Origin of the sequence: Paenirhodobacter enshiensis, from assembly GCF_000740785.1 — a bacterium.
GTDB classification, from domain to species: domain Bacteria; phylum Pseudomonadota; class Alphaproteobacteria; order Rhodobacterales; family Rhodobacteraceae; genus Rhodobacter; species Rhodobacter enshiensis.
Genome location: NZ_JFZB01000007.1, coordinates 163,045 through 176,228 on the forward strand (window position 1 = coordinate 163,045; position 13,184 = coordinate 176,228).

At 66.6% G+C, this 13,184-nt stretch carries 13 protein-coding genes and 2 tRNA genes; 11 read left to right on the forward strand and 4 right to left on the reverse strand.

All coding sequences use genetic code 11. The features are described 5' to 3' along the window. Positions 1 to 104 precede the first annotated feature (104 nt). Positions 105 to 179, reverse strand: a tRNA-Thr gene (locus tag CG50_RS05860). 115 nt (positions 180 to 294) lie between these two features. On the opposite strand from CG50_RS05860, the gene CG50_RS17210 reads away from it, so the two are divergent. The 4 genes from CG50_RS17210 to CG50_RS05875 all read left to right on the forward strand — a co-directional run bounded on the left by CG50_RS17210 (position 295) and on the right by CG50_RS05875 (position 2,632). Beyond that, positions 295 to 456 carry a hypothetical protein gene (locus CG50_RS17210; RefSeq protein ID WP_169743347.1) on the forward strand — a complete coding sequence of 54 codons (162 nt, stop codon included), beginning with the start codon at positions 295 to 297 and terminating at the stop codon, positions 454 to 456. Further along, on the forward strand, positions 457 to 1,725 hold the full coding sequence (gene murA / locus CG50_RS05865; protein WP_036636174.1) for a UDP-N-acetylglucosamine 1-carboxyvinyltransferase: 1,269 nt from the start codon (positions 457 to 459) through the stop codon (positions 1,723 to 1,725). Continuing rightward, positions 1,725 to 2,201, forward strand: a complete 477-nt coding sequence (locus tag CG50_RS05870) for a DUF2948 family protein (protein ID WP_036636175.1) — start codon at positions 1,725 to 1,727, stop codon at positions 2,199 to 2,201. The genes murA and CG50_RS05870 overlap by 1 nt, the downstream gene beginning before the upstream one ends. A gap of 92 nt (positions 2,202 to 2,293) precedes the next feature. Continuing rightward, positions 2,294 to 2,632 carry a hypothetical protein gene (locus tag CG50_RS05875; RefSeq protein WP_036636176.1) on the forward strand — a complete coding sequence of 113 codons (339 nt, stop codon included), beginning with the start codon at positions 2,294 to 2,296 and terminating at the stop codon, positions 2,630 to 2,632. Positions 2,633 to 2,653: 21 nt separating this feature from the next. On the opposite strand, the gene CG50_RS05880 is transcribed toward CG50_RS05875, so the two are convergent. Then, a complete protein-coding gene (locus CG50_RS05880) occupies positions 2,654 to 3,523 on the reverse strand; it encodes an MBL fold metallo-hydrolase (protein WP_036636177.1) in 870 nt (289 codons plus the stop codon). 46 nt (positions 3,524 to 3,569) lie between these two features. Between CG50_RS05880 and CG50_RS05885 the strand changes: the two genes are divergently transcribed. The 6 genes from CG50_RS05885 to CG50_RS05910 all read left to right on the forward strand — a co-directional run bounded on the left by CG50_RS05885 (position 3,570) and on the right by CG50_RS05910 (position 10,954). Continuing rightward, a complete protein-coding gene (locus tag CG50_RS05885; RefSeq protein WP_036636178.1) occupies positions 3,570 to 4,913 on the forward strand; it encodes an ATP-binding protein in 1,344 nt (447 codons plus the stop codon). Between the two features lie 213 nt (positions 4,914 to 5,126). Next, positions 5,127 to 7,544, forward strand: a complete 2,418-nt coding sequence (gene lon, locus CG50_RS05890) for an endopeptidase La (protein ID WP_036636179.1) — start codon at positions 5,127 to 5,129, stop codon at positions 7,542 to 7,544. A 150-nt stretch (positions 7,545 to 7,694) separates the two neighbouring features. Beyond that, positions 7,695 to 8,174: an HU family DNA-binding protein gene (locus CG50_RS16205; RefSeq protein WP_051909584.1), complete on the forward strand. Its 480-nt coding sequence runs from the start codon at positions 7,695 to 7,697 to the stop codon at positions 8,172 to 8,174. A gap of 46 nt (positions 8,175 to 8,220) precedes the next feature. Then, positions 8,221 to 8,295, forward strand: a tRNA-Val gene (locus CG50_RS05900). A gap of 295 nt (positions 8,296 to 8,590) precedes the next feature. Further along, positions 8,591 to 8,938, forward strand: coding sequence for an H-NS histone family protein (locus CG50_RS05905; RefSeq protein ID WP_036636180.1), 348 nt, complete (start codon positions 8,591 to 8,593; stop codon positions 8,936 to 8,938). Between the two features lie 249 nt (positions 8,939 to 9,187). After that, on the forward strand, positions 9,188 to 10,954 hold the full coding sequence (locus CG50_RS05910) for a glucan ABC transporter ATP-binding protein/ permease (RefSeq protein WP_036636181.1): 1,767 nt from the start codon (positions 9,188 to 9,190) through the stop codon (positions 10,952 to 10,954). 105 nt (positions 10,955 to 11,059) lie between these two features. Here the strand turns inward: CG50_RS05910 and CG50_RS05915 are convergent, their stop codons facing one another. Together CG50_RS05915 and thyX are read right to left on the reverse strand one after the other, a co-directional pair. After that, positions 11,060 to 11,620 carry a nucleoside 2-deoxyribosyltransferase gene (locus CG50_RS05915; RefSeq protein ID WP_036636182.1) on the reverse strand — a complete coding sequence of 187 codons (561 nt, stop codon included), beginning with the start codon at positions 11,618 to 11,620 and terminating at the stop codon, positions 11,060 to 11,062. A gap of 4 nt (positions 11,621 to 11,624) precedes the next feature. After that, positions 11,625 to 12,539: an FAD-dependent thymidylate synthase gene (gene thyX / locus CG50_RS05920; protein WP_036636183.1), complete on the reverse strand. Its 915-nt coding sequence runs from the start codon at positions 12,537 to 12,539 to the stop codon at positions 11,625 to 11,627. Positions 12,540 to 12,669: 130 nt separating this feature from the next. Here thyX and CG50_RS05925 point away from each other — a divergent pair, with 130 nt between their 5' ends. Beyond that, complete coding sequence (locus tag CG50_RS05925) at positions 12,670 to 13,098, forward strand: VOC family protein (protein ID WP_036636184.1); 429 nt, start codon at positions 12,670 to 12,672, stop codon at positions 13,096 to 13,098. Positions 13,099 to 13,184 lie beyond the last annotated feature (86 nt).

Sequence of the window (13,184 nt, forward strand, 5' to 3'; positions counted from 1 at the left end):
GGGAAACACTGGTTGAGACGAGTGTGATTCCTGCGCGGCCAACGCGGGGTAACAGCTGGCAGTCGCTGCCATTTTACTTAACAGATTTACTTTGTTGTGATGGATGGTGCTGCAAGAGAGGATTGAACTCTCGACCTCTCCCTTACCAAGGGAGTGCTCTACCACTGAGCTACTGCAGCGCCGTATCGGTCTATCGTCGGCCGATGCGGGGGATTTAGCGGGTGTTCCCGGGGGACGCAAGCGTAAATTTTCACCTCTCTCGACAGCTTTCGACACGCGCTGTAAAGAAAGGCGATGAACGACAATACCCCCGATCCGAAGCAGCCCAAATCTACCGCTGCGCAGCCCTCCGACAGCCGCGAAGAGCGTCTGAAGGCGGCTTTGCGCGCGAATCTCATGCGTCGCAAGGCGCAGGTCCGGGGCCGGGCCGCGCAGGACGGGCAGGAGGACGAGTAGATGGATTCGATCATCGTGCGTGGCAATGGCCCGCTTTACGGCCAGATCCCGATTGCCGGGGCGAAGAATGCCTGCCTCGCGCTGATGCCGGCGACGCTGCTGTCGGAAGAGCCGCTGACGCTGACCAATGCACCGCGGCTGAGTGACATTCGCACCATGACGCAACTGCTTGCCTCGCTCGGGGCCGAGGTCAGCGCGCTGCAGGACGGCAAGGTCATCGCCATGTCGAGCCATGGCGACATCGCCTCGCATGCCGATTACGACATCGTGCGCAAGATGCGGGCGTCGAATCTGGTGCTCGGGCCGCTGCTCGCGCGGCTGGGTCATGCCGAGGTCTCGCTGCCGGGCGGCTGCGCCATCGGTGCGCGGCCGATGGACATCCATGTCGATGCGCTCGCCGCCCTCGGCGCCGAGATCGAGCTGCGCGACGGCTATCTGCACGCGGTCGCCCAGGGCGGGCTGCGCGGTGCGGTGCATCAGATGCGCTTCGCCTCGGTCGGCGCGACGGAGAACTTCCTGATGGCGGCGGTCCTCGCCAAGGGCGGCTCGCGGCTGGAGAATGCCGCGCGCGAACCCGAGATCGTCGATCTGGCGCGCTGCCTGCGCAAGATGGGCGCGCAGATTTCGGGGGAGGGGACCTCCACCATCGAGATCCAGGGCGTCGACCGTCTGCACGGCGCGACCCACCCCGTGGTCACCGACCGGATCGAACTCGGCACTTACATGCTGGCCCCGGCGATCTGCGGCGGCGAGGTCGAATGCCTCGGCGGCCGGATCGAGCTGGTCGAGAGCTTCGTCGAGAAGCTCGATGAGGCCGGCGTCGCGGTCGAGGAGACCCCGAAGGGCCTCAAGGTGCGCCGCAAGGGCGACCGGATCCGCGCCGTCGATGTGGTGACCGAGCCCTTCCCGGGCTTTCCGACCGACCTGCAGGCGCAGATGATGGCGCTTCTGTGCACGGCCGAGGGCACCTCGGTGCTGGAAGAGAAGATCTTCGAGAATCGCTTCATGCACGCGCCCGAGCTGATCCGCATGGGCGCACGGATCGAGGTTTCGGGCGGTCAGGCGACGGTGCATGGTGTCGACACGCTGCGCGGCGCGCCGGTGATGGCGACGGATCTGCGCGCCTCGGTGTCGCTGATCCTTGCCGCGCTTGCCGCCGAGGGGGAGACTGTGGTGCGCCGGGTCTATCACCTCGACCGCGGTTATGAGAGGGTCGAGGAGAAGCTCTCGGCCGTCGGTGCCAAGATCGAGAGAATCCGGGAGGAATGATGTCGGACGCGCGTTTCGAGGACGGGGGCGAGGCTCCGCTGAACCTGCGGGCCGAGATGCCCGACGACCTGCCGGTGATCGCCGCGCTGATCCAGGACGCGGTGCTGGGCGTGGCCGATATCGACTGGTCGCCGCGCCGGCGTCAGCTGTCGTTCCTCATCAACCGGTTCCGCTGGGAAGACCGGGCGGCGGCGGAGCGCGAGAAACGGCCTTACGAGCGGGTCCGCGCGCTGCTGGTGCTGTCGGACGTGACGCATGTGGCGTCTTCGGGGTTCGACCGCAGTGACCGCGATCTGGTTCTGTCGCTTCTCGATATCGGCTGGATCGCGGGGCCGGACGGCACCGGGCGGCTCTTGCTGACGCTTTCGGGCGACGGAGAGATCCGGGCCGAGGCCGAATGCCTCTCGGTCGATCTGCGCGATGTCAGCCGGCCTTATCGTGCGGTCTCGGGCGCGGTGCCGCATCACCCGGAGTGATCTGCGCGCCGCTTTCGGCATGTCGACACGGTTGATCTTGTCTCACTCATCTGTGAAGATCGACGGGCAAGGTTTCACACAAGGCCCGAGACATGTTGAAATTTTCCCTTCCGATCGCTCTGGCGCTGGCCATTGTGGCGGGCTGCACCCATGTCGACCCGAACAAGGCGCGTCCGGTCACCCTGAACCGGGCGGAAACCAAGGTTTTGACCAAGGCGGTGACGCATGATTTCGGCAATCCGAAGAACGTCGCCTTCCGCAACCTGCGCGTGCGCGACAACTATTACCCCGACGGCACGGTGATCCGCAGCGTCTGCGGCGAGATCAAGGGGCAGGGGATCGTCGGCGGCGAGGACGGTTTCCTCGGCTTCACCCGCAATTTCGAGAATGGCCGCTGGGTCGTGCCGGTGATCGGTCAGCCCTGCTGGTAAGGCCCGGCGAGGGGGGCGCGCTCACGCCCCGGAGGGCAGGGCGAACGGACCGTTCGTCCCCGCCGCGCCGAGGATCTCGCCTGCGGCGTGCAGCGCGATCAGATGGGCGAGGATGTTGCGCTCTGCCGCGGGATGCAGCGGTGCGGCAAGATCGGGATAGAGCATCGCGCGCAGCGTCGGAATATCCTTCGGCCCGCCGGCCAGCGCCGCGAGGATCTGGGCCGAGCGCAGCCGCCGGTGTGCGTCGAGTTCGTCGATCCGCAGGGTCGGCGCCTCGACAGGAGCGCCATGGCCGGGCAGCAACCGGCGTGCGCCCGTTCCGCGCAGCCGGGCGAGCGAGCGGAAATAGTCGTTCAGATCGCCCTCGGGGGGGGCGATCAGCGTTGTCGACCAGCCCATGACCACATCGCCCGAGAACACCAGATCGCCGAAGCCGAAGCTGAGGTGATTGCCGAAATGACCGGGCGTGTGCAGCGCGCGGACCCGCCAGTCGCCCATCCCGAGTTCCTCCCCGTCGGCGAGCAGACGGTCCGGGCGAAAGGCGCGGTCGGTGCCCTCGCCCTCGGGCAGACGGCCCTGAAACGCACTCATGGCCGCCGAGCGTCCGGCATCGGCATCGCCGAAGGCCCAGACCGGCGCACCGCTCTGGCGCGAGAGCGCAGGCGCCCCCTCGGAATGGTCGAGATGGGCGTGGGTGACCAGGATCGCGACGATCCTCTCGCCGGGATCCAGCCCCTCCGCGATTGCCGCAAGGTGGCCCGCGTCTTCGGGACCGGGGTCGATCACCGCCACCCGTCCGGAGCCCAGCACATAGGTATTGGTGCCCCGCCCGGTCATTGGCGAAGGGTTCGGCGCCACGATCCGGCGCACCCCGGTGTCGATCCGTTCCATCGCCATTGTCCTTCCCCCCGGTCGTCGCTGCGGCTAGGGTTGTGACATGAATTTCGCCTGGTTCAAACAGTTCCTGCCGCGGGGCCTTTACGGGCGGGCGGCGCTGATCCTGCTGGTGCCGGTGATCGCGATCCAGCTGGTGGTCTCGGTCGCCTTCATCCAGCGCCATTTCGAGCGCGTCACCCGGCAGATGACCGAATCCATGCTGCGCGAGGTCGATCTGGTGGTCAGCCGGGTCGAGAGCGCCGACTCGCTTGCCGCTGCGCGCTCTGTCGTCGCCGATCTGGCCGAGCCGCTGGGGTTGAGCGTGGCGCTGCCCGACTATGCCGGGCAGGGCATGGGCGGCGACCGGCGCCGCGTGCAGGATCTGACCGGCATCGTGGTGATCGACACGATCCGGCTGAACCTGCGCCAGATCCGCGGCATCGACCTCAGTGACGGGGCGGTGGTGACACTCTATCTCGATACCCGCTGGGGACCGATGCGGGTGGTGTTCCCGCGCGACTGGGTGTCGGCCAGCAATCCGCATCAGCTGCTGGTGATCATGGTCGCGGTCAGCATCCTGATGACGGTGATCTCCTATATATTCCTGCGCAATCAGCTGCGCCCGATCCACCGGATGGCCGAAGCGGCCGAGGCCTTCGGCAAGGGCCACAGCGTGCCCTATCATCCTTCGGGCGCCTCCGAGGTGCGCACTGCCGGGCGGGCCTTCCTCGACATGCGCTCCCGCATCGAGCGCCAGATCGAGCAGCGCACCCTGATGCTGTCGGGGATCAGCCATGATCTGCGCACCCCCCTGACGCGGCTGCGGCTCGGTCTGTCGATGCTGCCCGACGATCCCGAGACCCGCGACGACATTTCCGCGATGGAAAAGGACGTCGCCGAGATGGCCAAGATGATCGACGCCTTCCTCGAATTCTCGCGCATGGGGGCGGTGATGGCGGACCCGGAACCGGTCGATCCGCTGGAACTGGTGCGCGCGGTGGTCGGCGATCAGCGCCGGATGGGGCGGCAGGTGACGTTGGTGAACTGCCCCGAAGAGTGCCCCGATCTGATGCTGCGCCCCGATGCGATCCGGCGCGCGCTGGAGAATCTGATCGGCAATGCGGTGCGTTATGGCCGCCGGGCCGAGGTCTCGGTGCAGCTCACGGCGCGCAGCCTGCGCATCGCGGTCGAGGATGACGGCCCCGGCATCCGTCCCGAACGGCGCGAGGAAGCGCTGCGCCCGTTCACCCGCCTCGATCCCGCGCGCAATCAGGACCGCGGGCAGGGGGTGGGGCTGGGCCTTGCGATCGCGGCCGATATCGTGCGCCGCCACGGGGGAGAGCTGAAACTCGGGACGAGTGCGCGCCTCGGCGGGCTGAGCGCGGAACTGGTGCTGCCGCGCTGAGGGGCAGCGGTGCAGATTGCCGCTTGCGGGGCGCGGGCCGGACCGCCAATGTAGTTGCAACAGGTTCGTGACAGCCGGCACAGGGAACCGGAACAAGCCGTCAGGTGCTGCGGTTGAATGCCCCGGCTGTCCAACCTAGATAAGGAAAAACCGGGAAGGGCCGGGGCTGCCGCAGGGGCGGGGCCGGTGCCCTTTCGCCAATGAGGAACACCGATGACCGAGACTCTCTCGACCACCTATCCGGTCCTGCCGCTGCGCGACATCGTGGTCTTTCCCCACATGATCGTGCCGCTGTTCGTGGGCCGGGAGAAATCCGTCCATGCGCTGGAACAGGTTATGGCCGACGACCGGCAGATCCTGCTGGCCAGCCAGATCGACCCGGCCGTGGACGAGCCCGACGCCGATGGCATCTACCGCACCGGCGTGCTGGCGAATGTGCTGCAGCTGCTGAAGCTGCCCGACGGCACCGTGAAGGTGCTGGTCGAGGGCAAGACGCGGGTGCAGATCACCGAATTCATCCCGAACGACGCCTTCTTCGAGGCGAAGGCCGAGGTGCTGACCGAGGTCGAGGGCGATCAGGAGACGATCCGCGCGCTCCTGCGCTCGGTCGCCGAGGAATTCGAGCGTTACGCCAAGATCCGCAAGAACATCCCCGAAGAGGCGCTGACCGCCGTCGCCGCCACGCAGGAAGCCGACAAGCTGGCCGATCTGGTGGCCGGCCATCTCGGCCTCGAGGTCAAGGAGAAGCAGGACCTGTTGGAGACGCTCGACGTGTCGGCGCGGCTCGAGAAGGTCTATGGCCTGATGCAGGGCGAGCTGTCGGTCCTTCAGGTCGAGAAGAAGATCAAGTCGCGCGTCAAGAGCCAGATGGAGAAGACGCAGCGCGAATACTATCTGAACGAGCAGATGAAGGCGATCCAGAAGGAACTCGGCGATGGCGACGAGGGCCAGAACGAGATCACCGAGCTGGAAGAGCGCATCGCCAAGGTCAAGCTGTCGAAGGAAGCGCGCGAGAAGGCCGAGGGCGAGGTCCGCAAGCTGAAGTCGATGTCGCCGATGTCGGCCGAGGCGACGGTGGTGCGCAACTACCTCGACTGGATGCTGTCGCTGCCCTGGGGCGTGAAATCGCGCACCAAGAAGGATCTGGACGCGGCGCAGAAGGTTCTCGACGCGGATCACTACGGGCTGGAGAAGGTCAAGGAACGCATCGTCGAATATCTCGCGGTGCAGGCGCGCTCGGACAAGCTGAAGGGGCCGATCCTGTGCCTCGTCGGCCCGCCCGGCGTGGGCAAGACCTCGCTCGGCCGCTCGGTCGCCAAGGCGACGGGGCGCGAGTTCATCCGCATCTCGCTTGGCGGCGTGCGCGATGAAAGCGAGATCCGCGGTCACCGGCGCACCTATATCGGCTCGATGCCCGGCAAGATCATCCAGGCGCTGAAGAAGGCGAAGACCACCAATCCGCTCATCCTGCTCGACGAGATCGACAAGATGGGACAGGATTTCCGTGGCGATCCGGCCTCGGCGCTCCTGGAGGTTCTCGACCCCGAGCAGAACGCGACCTTCGTCGATCACTATCTGGAGGTCGAATACGACCTGTCGAACGTGATGTTCCTGACCACGGCGAACAGCTACAACATGCCCGAGCCGCTGATGGACCGCATGGAGATCATCCCGCTCTCGGGCTACACCGAGGACGAGAAGATCGAGATCGCGCGCCAGCATCTGGTCAGCAAGGAGCTGAAGGCGAACGGGCTGAAGCCGGCGGAGTTCGAGGTTTCGGACGCGGCGCTGCGCGACATCGTGCGCTACTACACCCGCGAGGCGGGCGTGCGCGGCATGGAACGCGCGATCGCCAAGCTCGCCCGCAAGGCGGTGACCGAGATCCTGAAGTCGAAGGGCGCGGTAAAGCACGTCACGGTCGATCAGGCGAAGCTTGAGGAGTATCTGGGCATCAAGAAGTTCCGCTATGGGCTGGCCGAGAAGGAAGATCAGGTCGGCGTGGTGACGGGGCTTGCCTGGACGTCTGTCGGCGGCGATCTGTTGCAGATCGAGGCGCTGCGCCTGCCCGGCAAGGGGCGGATGAAGACCACCGGCAAGCTCGGCGATGTGATGAAAGAATCGATCGAGGCGGCGGCGAGCTATGTGCGCTCCATCGCCCCCGAGATCGGCGTGAAGCCGACCCGCTTCGAGGCGGTCGACATCCACGTTCACGTCCCCGAGGGCGCGACGCCCAAGGACGGGCCGAGCGCGGGCATCGCCATGGTGACCTCGATCGTCTCGGTGCTCACGGGCATTCCGGTGCACAAGGACATCGCGATGACCGGCGAGGTGACGCTGCGCGGCAACGTGCTGCCGATCGGCGGGCTGAAGGAGAAGCTGCTTGCCGCACTGCGCGGCGGCATCAAGACCGTGCTTATCCCCGACGAGAATACCCGCGATCTGGTCGACATCCCGGCCAACGTGAAGGCGGGGCTGGAGATCATCCCGGTCTCGCATGTGCGCGAGGTTCTGCCGCGCGCGCTGGTCCGGATGCCCGAGGCGATCGAATGGGACGAGGCGGCCGAGGAAGCGGCGGCGCTTGCGCGCGCCAATGCGGCTTCGGGGGCGACGTCGGGGGCGCTTGCGCACTGATCGGGGTCTGTTTTCCGTAACAGGGCCGCGTCCGGGGAATCGGGCGCGGCTTTGTCATTTTCCGGCACCGATTCCTGTGGCCCGGCCGCGGGGGGGCGGTTAGTCTCTGTCCCGGATAGTTTTGCCAGACATGGCAGTTCGGAGGGTTTCATGGTGAAGAGCAGCACGACCGGAACGGATGCAGAGGTGAAGAAGGCCGCAGCACCCAGGGCCGGCGGGCCCAAGGCTGCCGCGCCCAAGGCGGCAGCGGCGAAGGGGGCAGCGAAAGCCAGGCCGGCGCCGAAGCCCGCGCCCACGGAGGCCGATGCCGAAGCCGGTGCGGCAGCCCTGCGCAAGAAGGATTTCGTCGAGCGCGTTCTCGAGGCGGCCGGAGCGGTCAACAAGGCGCAGGCCAAGGCGGTGGTGGACCATGTGCTGGCCGAACTCGGTGCGGCCCTCGCGAAAGGCGAGAGCCTGATTCTGCCGCCGCTTGGCAAGCTGAAGGTGACGAAGCGTGCCGAGAAGGCGGGGGCCGGGCATGTCACGGTCAAGGTGAAGACCTCGACCGGCCAGGCGGACAAGGGTGCGAAGCAGGCTGCGGGGAAAGCTGCCGGCAAGTCCGTGGGCGAAAAGGATGAAAAATCCGTCTGAGCCCCCCTTGCGGTCGTCCGAAAGGGACGGTAGAAGCCGGCTTATCGGGCGATTAGCTCAGCGGTAGAGCGCTTCGTTCACATCGAAGATGTCAGCGGTTCAAATCCGTTATCGCCCACCAGAATATTGAAAGCCTCGGGTTTGACCCGAGGCTTTCTTCATTTCTCGCTGTGGCCATCGGTTCCTGAAAACTGCTTTCCCGGGGATGCCCCGAATCCGGCGCCGCCGGCCGTGAGGCCGGCGCCGCCTCGTTTCGTTTCCGGAATTCCCCCGTCGATTTATGCGAAAGCCGGAAACCATGGCATGGGCGCGAAAGCTGGCTTTTGGCAGTCAATTCCCGATGATATTTGACAATCTTTCAATTGCGTGCTTACCGTTTTGCGATATGCAATTTTGCGGGCAGGAAAGTAATCAAGATGTCTCTCCCCGATCTCGATACCCTTCTGGGGCATACTCATGACGAACTGGTCGCGTTCCAGGCGAAAGTGGCCAAGGCCATTCATGTCGCGCAGGAGCGTGCCCGGGACGAAGCCAAGGCTGCCGCACTCGAAGCGATCAAGGCCACCGGGTTCAGCTTTACAGAGCTGTTCGGCGGTGAAACGGCTGCCACGGGCAAGCCGGCCAGGGCCAAAACTGCCAGTGTCGCCAAATATGCCAATCCCGCCGACCCGACGCAAACCTGGTCCGGGCGCGGGCGCAAGCCGCACTGGGTCGTCGAATGGCTGGCGGCGGGCAAGGCGCTCGACGATCTGCTGATCCGCTGAACGCTGGCGAAAGCTATCCTGAAAGGGCCCCTGCCTGGCGGCGGGGGCCTTTTATTGTGCCGGGTCGGTTCCGGTTTCCGTCGCGGGCTTCGCGCCTTTCAGGGCGGTGGCATTCCGGCAATGGTGCGATTGGCGAATTGCGACGATTTTCCGATGGCGCTCCGACCGTCGCAAAGCACTCGGGGGTTTCCGAATTGCGCCGCTGCGCATAAGACTTGTGGCAATTTCCCGACGATTGGAGTGGTGCGAATGAACGAAACTGCCGGCCCGGGAACCTGGGCAATCTATCGCCGCACGATCGGCCTTCTGGCCGGAGAGCGGCGGCTGGCGATTGCGCTGATGCTGGCCGGGGCCGGGGTGGCTGTCGTTCAGCTGGCCGAACCCGTGCTGTTCGGGCGGATGATCGACTCTCTCGCCGCGGGGACGGGGGCGTTCGGGCTGATCGGGCTTTGGGCGCTGTTCGGGCTTGTCGGGATCGTCGTCGGGGCGGGGCTGGCCATCGCCTCGGACCGGCTGGCGCATCGCAGCCGGATGGGGGCGCTGGCGCAGGCCTTCTCGCGCGCGATCACCCTGCCGGTCGGCTATCACGCCGAGAAGGGCACGGGCGCGGTGGTGCGGGCGATCCTATCGGGGACGGACGCGCTGTTCGGCATCTGGCTCGGGGTGCTGCGCCAGCAGCTGACGGCGCTTCTCGGCGTGATCTTGCTGATCCCGACGGCGTTCTCGATGGACTGGCGGATGGCGCTGGTGCTGCTTGGGCTTGGCGCGGTCTATCTGGTCGCGAATGTCGTGGTGGTGCACAAGACCGACAGCGGGCAGAAGGCGGTCGAGCGGGTGTCGAATTCGCTGTTCAGCCGGGTGGGCGATGTGCTGGGCAATGTCACGGTGGTGCAAAGCTACGGCCGCTTCGCGATGGAGATGAACGAGCTGCGGGCGATGACCTCGGCACTTTTGTCGGCGCAATATCCGGTGCTGACCTGGTGGGGGATGCTGACGGTGCTGACGCGGGCGGCGGCGACGCTGACCATGGTGGGCATCTTCGCCACCGGCGCGGTGCTGGCGGCGCGGGGGGAGATTTCGGTGGGCAAGATCGTCTCGTTTGGCGCCTTCGCCGGGCTGATGGTTGGCCAGCTCGATCAGCTGGCGTCCTTCGTGACCGGGGTGTTTCGCCAGACGCCGGTGCTGCGCAGCTATTTCGCGCTGATGGATGCGAGTTCTGAAGTGGCCGACCGGCCGGGGGCACGCCCCTTCGCCGCCCCGCCCGCGGGGCATATCCGTTTCGACGATGTGAGCTATCATTTCCCGGGCAGCGATCAGGGGCTTGATAATATTGATTTCGAGGTGCTGCCCGGTCAGACCGTGGCGCTGGTCGGGCCGACGGGCGCGGGCAAGACCACCTGCATCGCGCTTCTGCAGCGCCTGCGCGAGCCCGACTGCGGCACGATCACCATCGACGGTCTGCCGATCGGCGACGTGACGCTCGAGGCGCTGCACGCCGCCATCGCGACGGTGTTTCAGGAGGCGGGGCTGTTCAACCGCTCGATCGCCGAGAACATCCGCGTCGGCCGGCCCGGCGCGACGATGGAGGAGGTGATCGAGGCCGCGCGTCTGGCCGAGGCCGACGAGTTCATCCGCCGCAAGCCGGGGGGCTACGATTTCGTCATCGGCGAGCGCGGCGCGGCGCTGTCGGGCGGCGAGCGTCAGCGCATCGCGCTGGCCCGCGCGGTGCTGAAGGGGGCGCCGATTCTGGTGCTGGACGAGGCGACATCGGCGCTCGATCCGGTGACCGAGGCGAAGATCAAGCGCGCTATCGACCGGGTGCGGCACGGGCGCACCACGCTGATCATCGCGCATCGGCTGTCGACGGTCTCGGGCGCGGATCTGATCCTGGTGTTCCGTCAGGGCCGGATCGTCGAGCGTGGCCGGTTCGAGGAGCTGGTGGCGCAGGGCGGGCTGTTCGCGCAGATGGTGCGCGAAGGGCAGATCGCGCCGCCGCGGGACGAGGCGCAGGGCTGAGGCGGGGTTTCCTGGGGGCGGCGTCGCCGGGGGCTCTGCCCCCGCTGCGGCCGTGCCGCAGCTCCCCCGGGATATTTTCGGCGAATCGAAAGGGGGAGCGCGGTTTCAGCCGGCGGCGGCGAGGGCTTTCAGGCAGGCCTCGAAGCCGGTGAGGTCGGTGTAAAGCGCGTCGGGGGCGGCGCGGTGCACCGTGACCGGCCCCATGCGCCGCGTGATCCCGCCGTGCAGCATCAGATTGTCGATCATGCCGAAATCTTCGAGCGACAGCCCGTCGGGGCCGCGCTGATAGCCGTCCTCGGCGCGGCGGACGGCGCCCTGGTAGAACGCCATCGTGCGGGCGAAGTGATCGTCAGTGACATTGGTATAGGCGGCGACGGCCTTGCCCTGCGCGCACATGTAGCCGAGTTCGAAGCTGGTGCCGACATCGGCGGCGATGCCGCGAAACGGCGTCAGATTGGCGACGATGCCATCGGCGGCGTTCATCATCTCCTCGTCGACGGCGCTGATCCTGAGGCCGAACTCGAAGGGGGTCTCGGCGGGCGGGATCTCGGCGTCGCCCGGGCAGATCGGATCGAAGCCGTAGCGGCGGGCGAGGGCGGATTTCGCCGCCATCACCTGCGCCGCGTCGGGCAGGAACACTTCCGGTCCGGCGAGGTAGAGCCGCATCGGATCAGCCCCACTCGGCGGTGAATTCGCGCCACTCGCCCTTCGACATGCCGGAGGTTTCCTGCGTCACGGTCTCGCCGGCGAGGCGGCGCTTGAGCACCGCGACGCCCGAGGCCGAGAGCCCGACGGCGCCGAGGCGGTAATCCTCGAATGCCGAATAGGCGAGCGGCACCCAGTCCTTGACGATCTTGCAGATCTCCTCGGCGTAGACGCGGATCTCGTATTGCGCATGGGCATCGGCGCGCAGGCGCAGGAAGTGGAACAGGTTGTGCAGATCCACCTTCCAATACCACTGGGTATAGACGTTGGCGGGCAGGTTCATCCGGGCGAGTTCGCGCGCGAGGCCCATCTTGCCGGTCGTTTCGTCGGGCGTCAGCATGTCCTCGTAATGGTCATAGGCGCGCATCGCGTCTTCGCGCAGCAGATCGAGGACGCGGGCGGCCTCGGCCCCTTCGAGGAGCTGGCCGCGGCCCTGATTGTTCACTTTGGACTGCGCGGCGAGCTGCTCGGGCGCGGGGATGTAGAACTCGCGGTCGAGGATCGAGTAGCGCGCCGAGTATTCGTTGACGTTGGCGGTGCGGTGGCGGATCCACTGCCGCGCGACGAACACCGGCAGCTTGACGTGGAGTTTGATCTCGCACATCTCGAACGGCGTCGAGTGCCAGTGCCGCATCAGGTAGCGGATCAGCCCGCGGTCGTCGCTGACCGCCTTGGTGCCGCGCCCGTAGCTGACGCGCGCGGCCTGGGTGATGGCGTTGTCATCGCCCATGTAGTCGATCACCCGCACCAGACCGTGATCGAGCACCGGATAGGCGGTGTAAAGATGCGCCTCCATCCCCGGGGCGGTCGCGCGCAGCGTGGTGCGGGTCTCGGCGCGCTCGGCCGCGATGTCGGCGAGCTGTTCGGGGGTGAGGGTCATGGCGGTCTCCGGTCGGTGAATGGCGAAAGGGGTAGCCCGGCCGGCGCGTCGAGGCAAGCGGCAGGTGCTGGACCCGGCCGGTGGGGCCGCTATGTTCCCAGGCAGGAAACCCACAGGGAAGGGAACGGGAATGAAGATCCGTTATCTGCATACGATGGTGCGCGTGCTCGATCTGGAAAAGAGCATGGCGTTTTATGAGCTGCTGGGGCTGAAGGAGACGAAGCGGATCGAGAACGAGGCCGGCCGGTTCACGCTGGTGTTCATGGCGCCCGAGGGTCAGCCCGAATGCCCGGTCGAGCTGACATGGAACTGGGACGGCGATGCGGGCCTGCCCTCGGACAGCCGGCATTTCGGCCATCTCGCCTATGAGGTCGAGGATATCTACGCGATGTGCGCGGCCCTGCAGGCTGCGGGCGTGACGATCAACCGCCCGCCGCGAGATGGGCACATGGCCTTCGTGCGCTCGCCCGACAATGTGTCGATCGAGCTGTTGCAGGCCGGGCCCGCGAAGGCGCCGGCCGAGCCCTGGCTGTCGATGGGCAATACCGGGAGCTGGTGAGGCCTGGGGTTCCGGGGGAAGGGGGCTCCGCCCCCGTCTCCTTCGGAGACTCCCCCGGGATATTTGTGGAAAGCCGAAAGAACGGA

Coding starts and splice junctions, on each gene's coding strand:
- CG50_RS05925 (WP_036636184.1), top strand. CDS start 12,670: ATGAAGATCCGTTATCTGCATACGATGGTGCGCGTGCTCGATCTGGAA.
- murA (WP_036636174.1), top strand. CDS start 457: ATGGATTCGATCATCGTGCGTGGCAATGGCCCGCTTTACGGCCAGATC.
- CG50_RS05905 (WP_036636180.1), top strand. CDS start 8,591: ATGTCTCTCCCCGATCTCGATACCCTTCTGGGGCATACTCATGACGAA.
- CG50_RS05875 (WP_036636176.1), top strand. CDS start 2,294: ATGTTGAAATTTTCCCTTCCGATCGCTCTGGCGCTGGCCATTGTGGCG.
- CG50_RS05880 (WP_036636177.1), bottom strand. CDS start 3,523: ATGGAACGGATCGACACCGGGGTGCGCCGGATCGTGGCGCCGAACCCT.
- CG50_RS05910 (WP_036636181.1), top strand. CDS start 9,188: ATGAACGAAACTGCCGGCCCGGGAACCTGGGCAATCTATCGCCGCACG.
- lon (WP_036636179.1), top strand. CDS start 5,127: ATGACCGAGACTCTCTCGACCACCTATCCGGTCCTGCCGCTGCGCGAC.
- thyX (WP_036636183.1), bottom strand. CDS start 12,539: ATGACCCTCACCCCCGAACAGCTCGCCGACATCGCGGCCGAGCGCGCC.
- CG50_RS16205 (WP_051909584.1), top strand. CDS start 7,695: ATGGTGAAGAGCAGCACGACCGGAACGGATGCAGAGGTGAAGAAGGCC.
- CG50_RS05870 (WP_036636175.1), top strand. CDS start 1,725: ATGTCGGACGCGCGTTTCGAGGACGGGGGCGAGGCTCCGCTGAACCTG.
- CG50_RS05915 (WP_036636182.1), bottom strand. CDS start 11,620: ATGCGGCTCTACCTCGCCGGACCGGAAGTGTTCCTGCCCGACGCGGCG.
- CG50_RS17210 (WP_169743347.1), top strand. CDS start 295: ATGAACGACAATACCCCCGATCCGAAGCAGCCCAAATCTACCGCTGCG.
- CG50_RS05885 (WP_036636178.1), top strand. CDS start 3,570: ATGAATTTCGCCTGGTTCAAACAGTTCCTGCCGCGGGGCCTTTACGGG.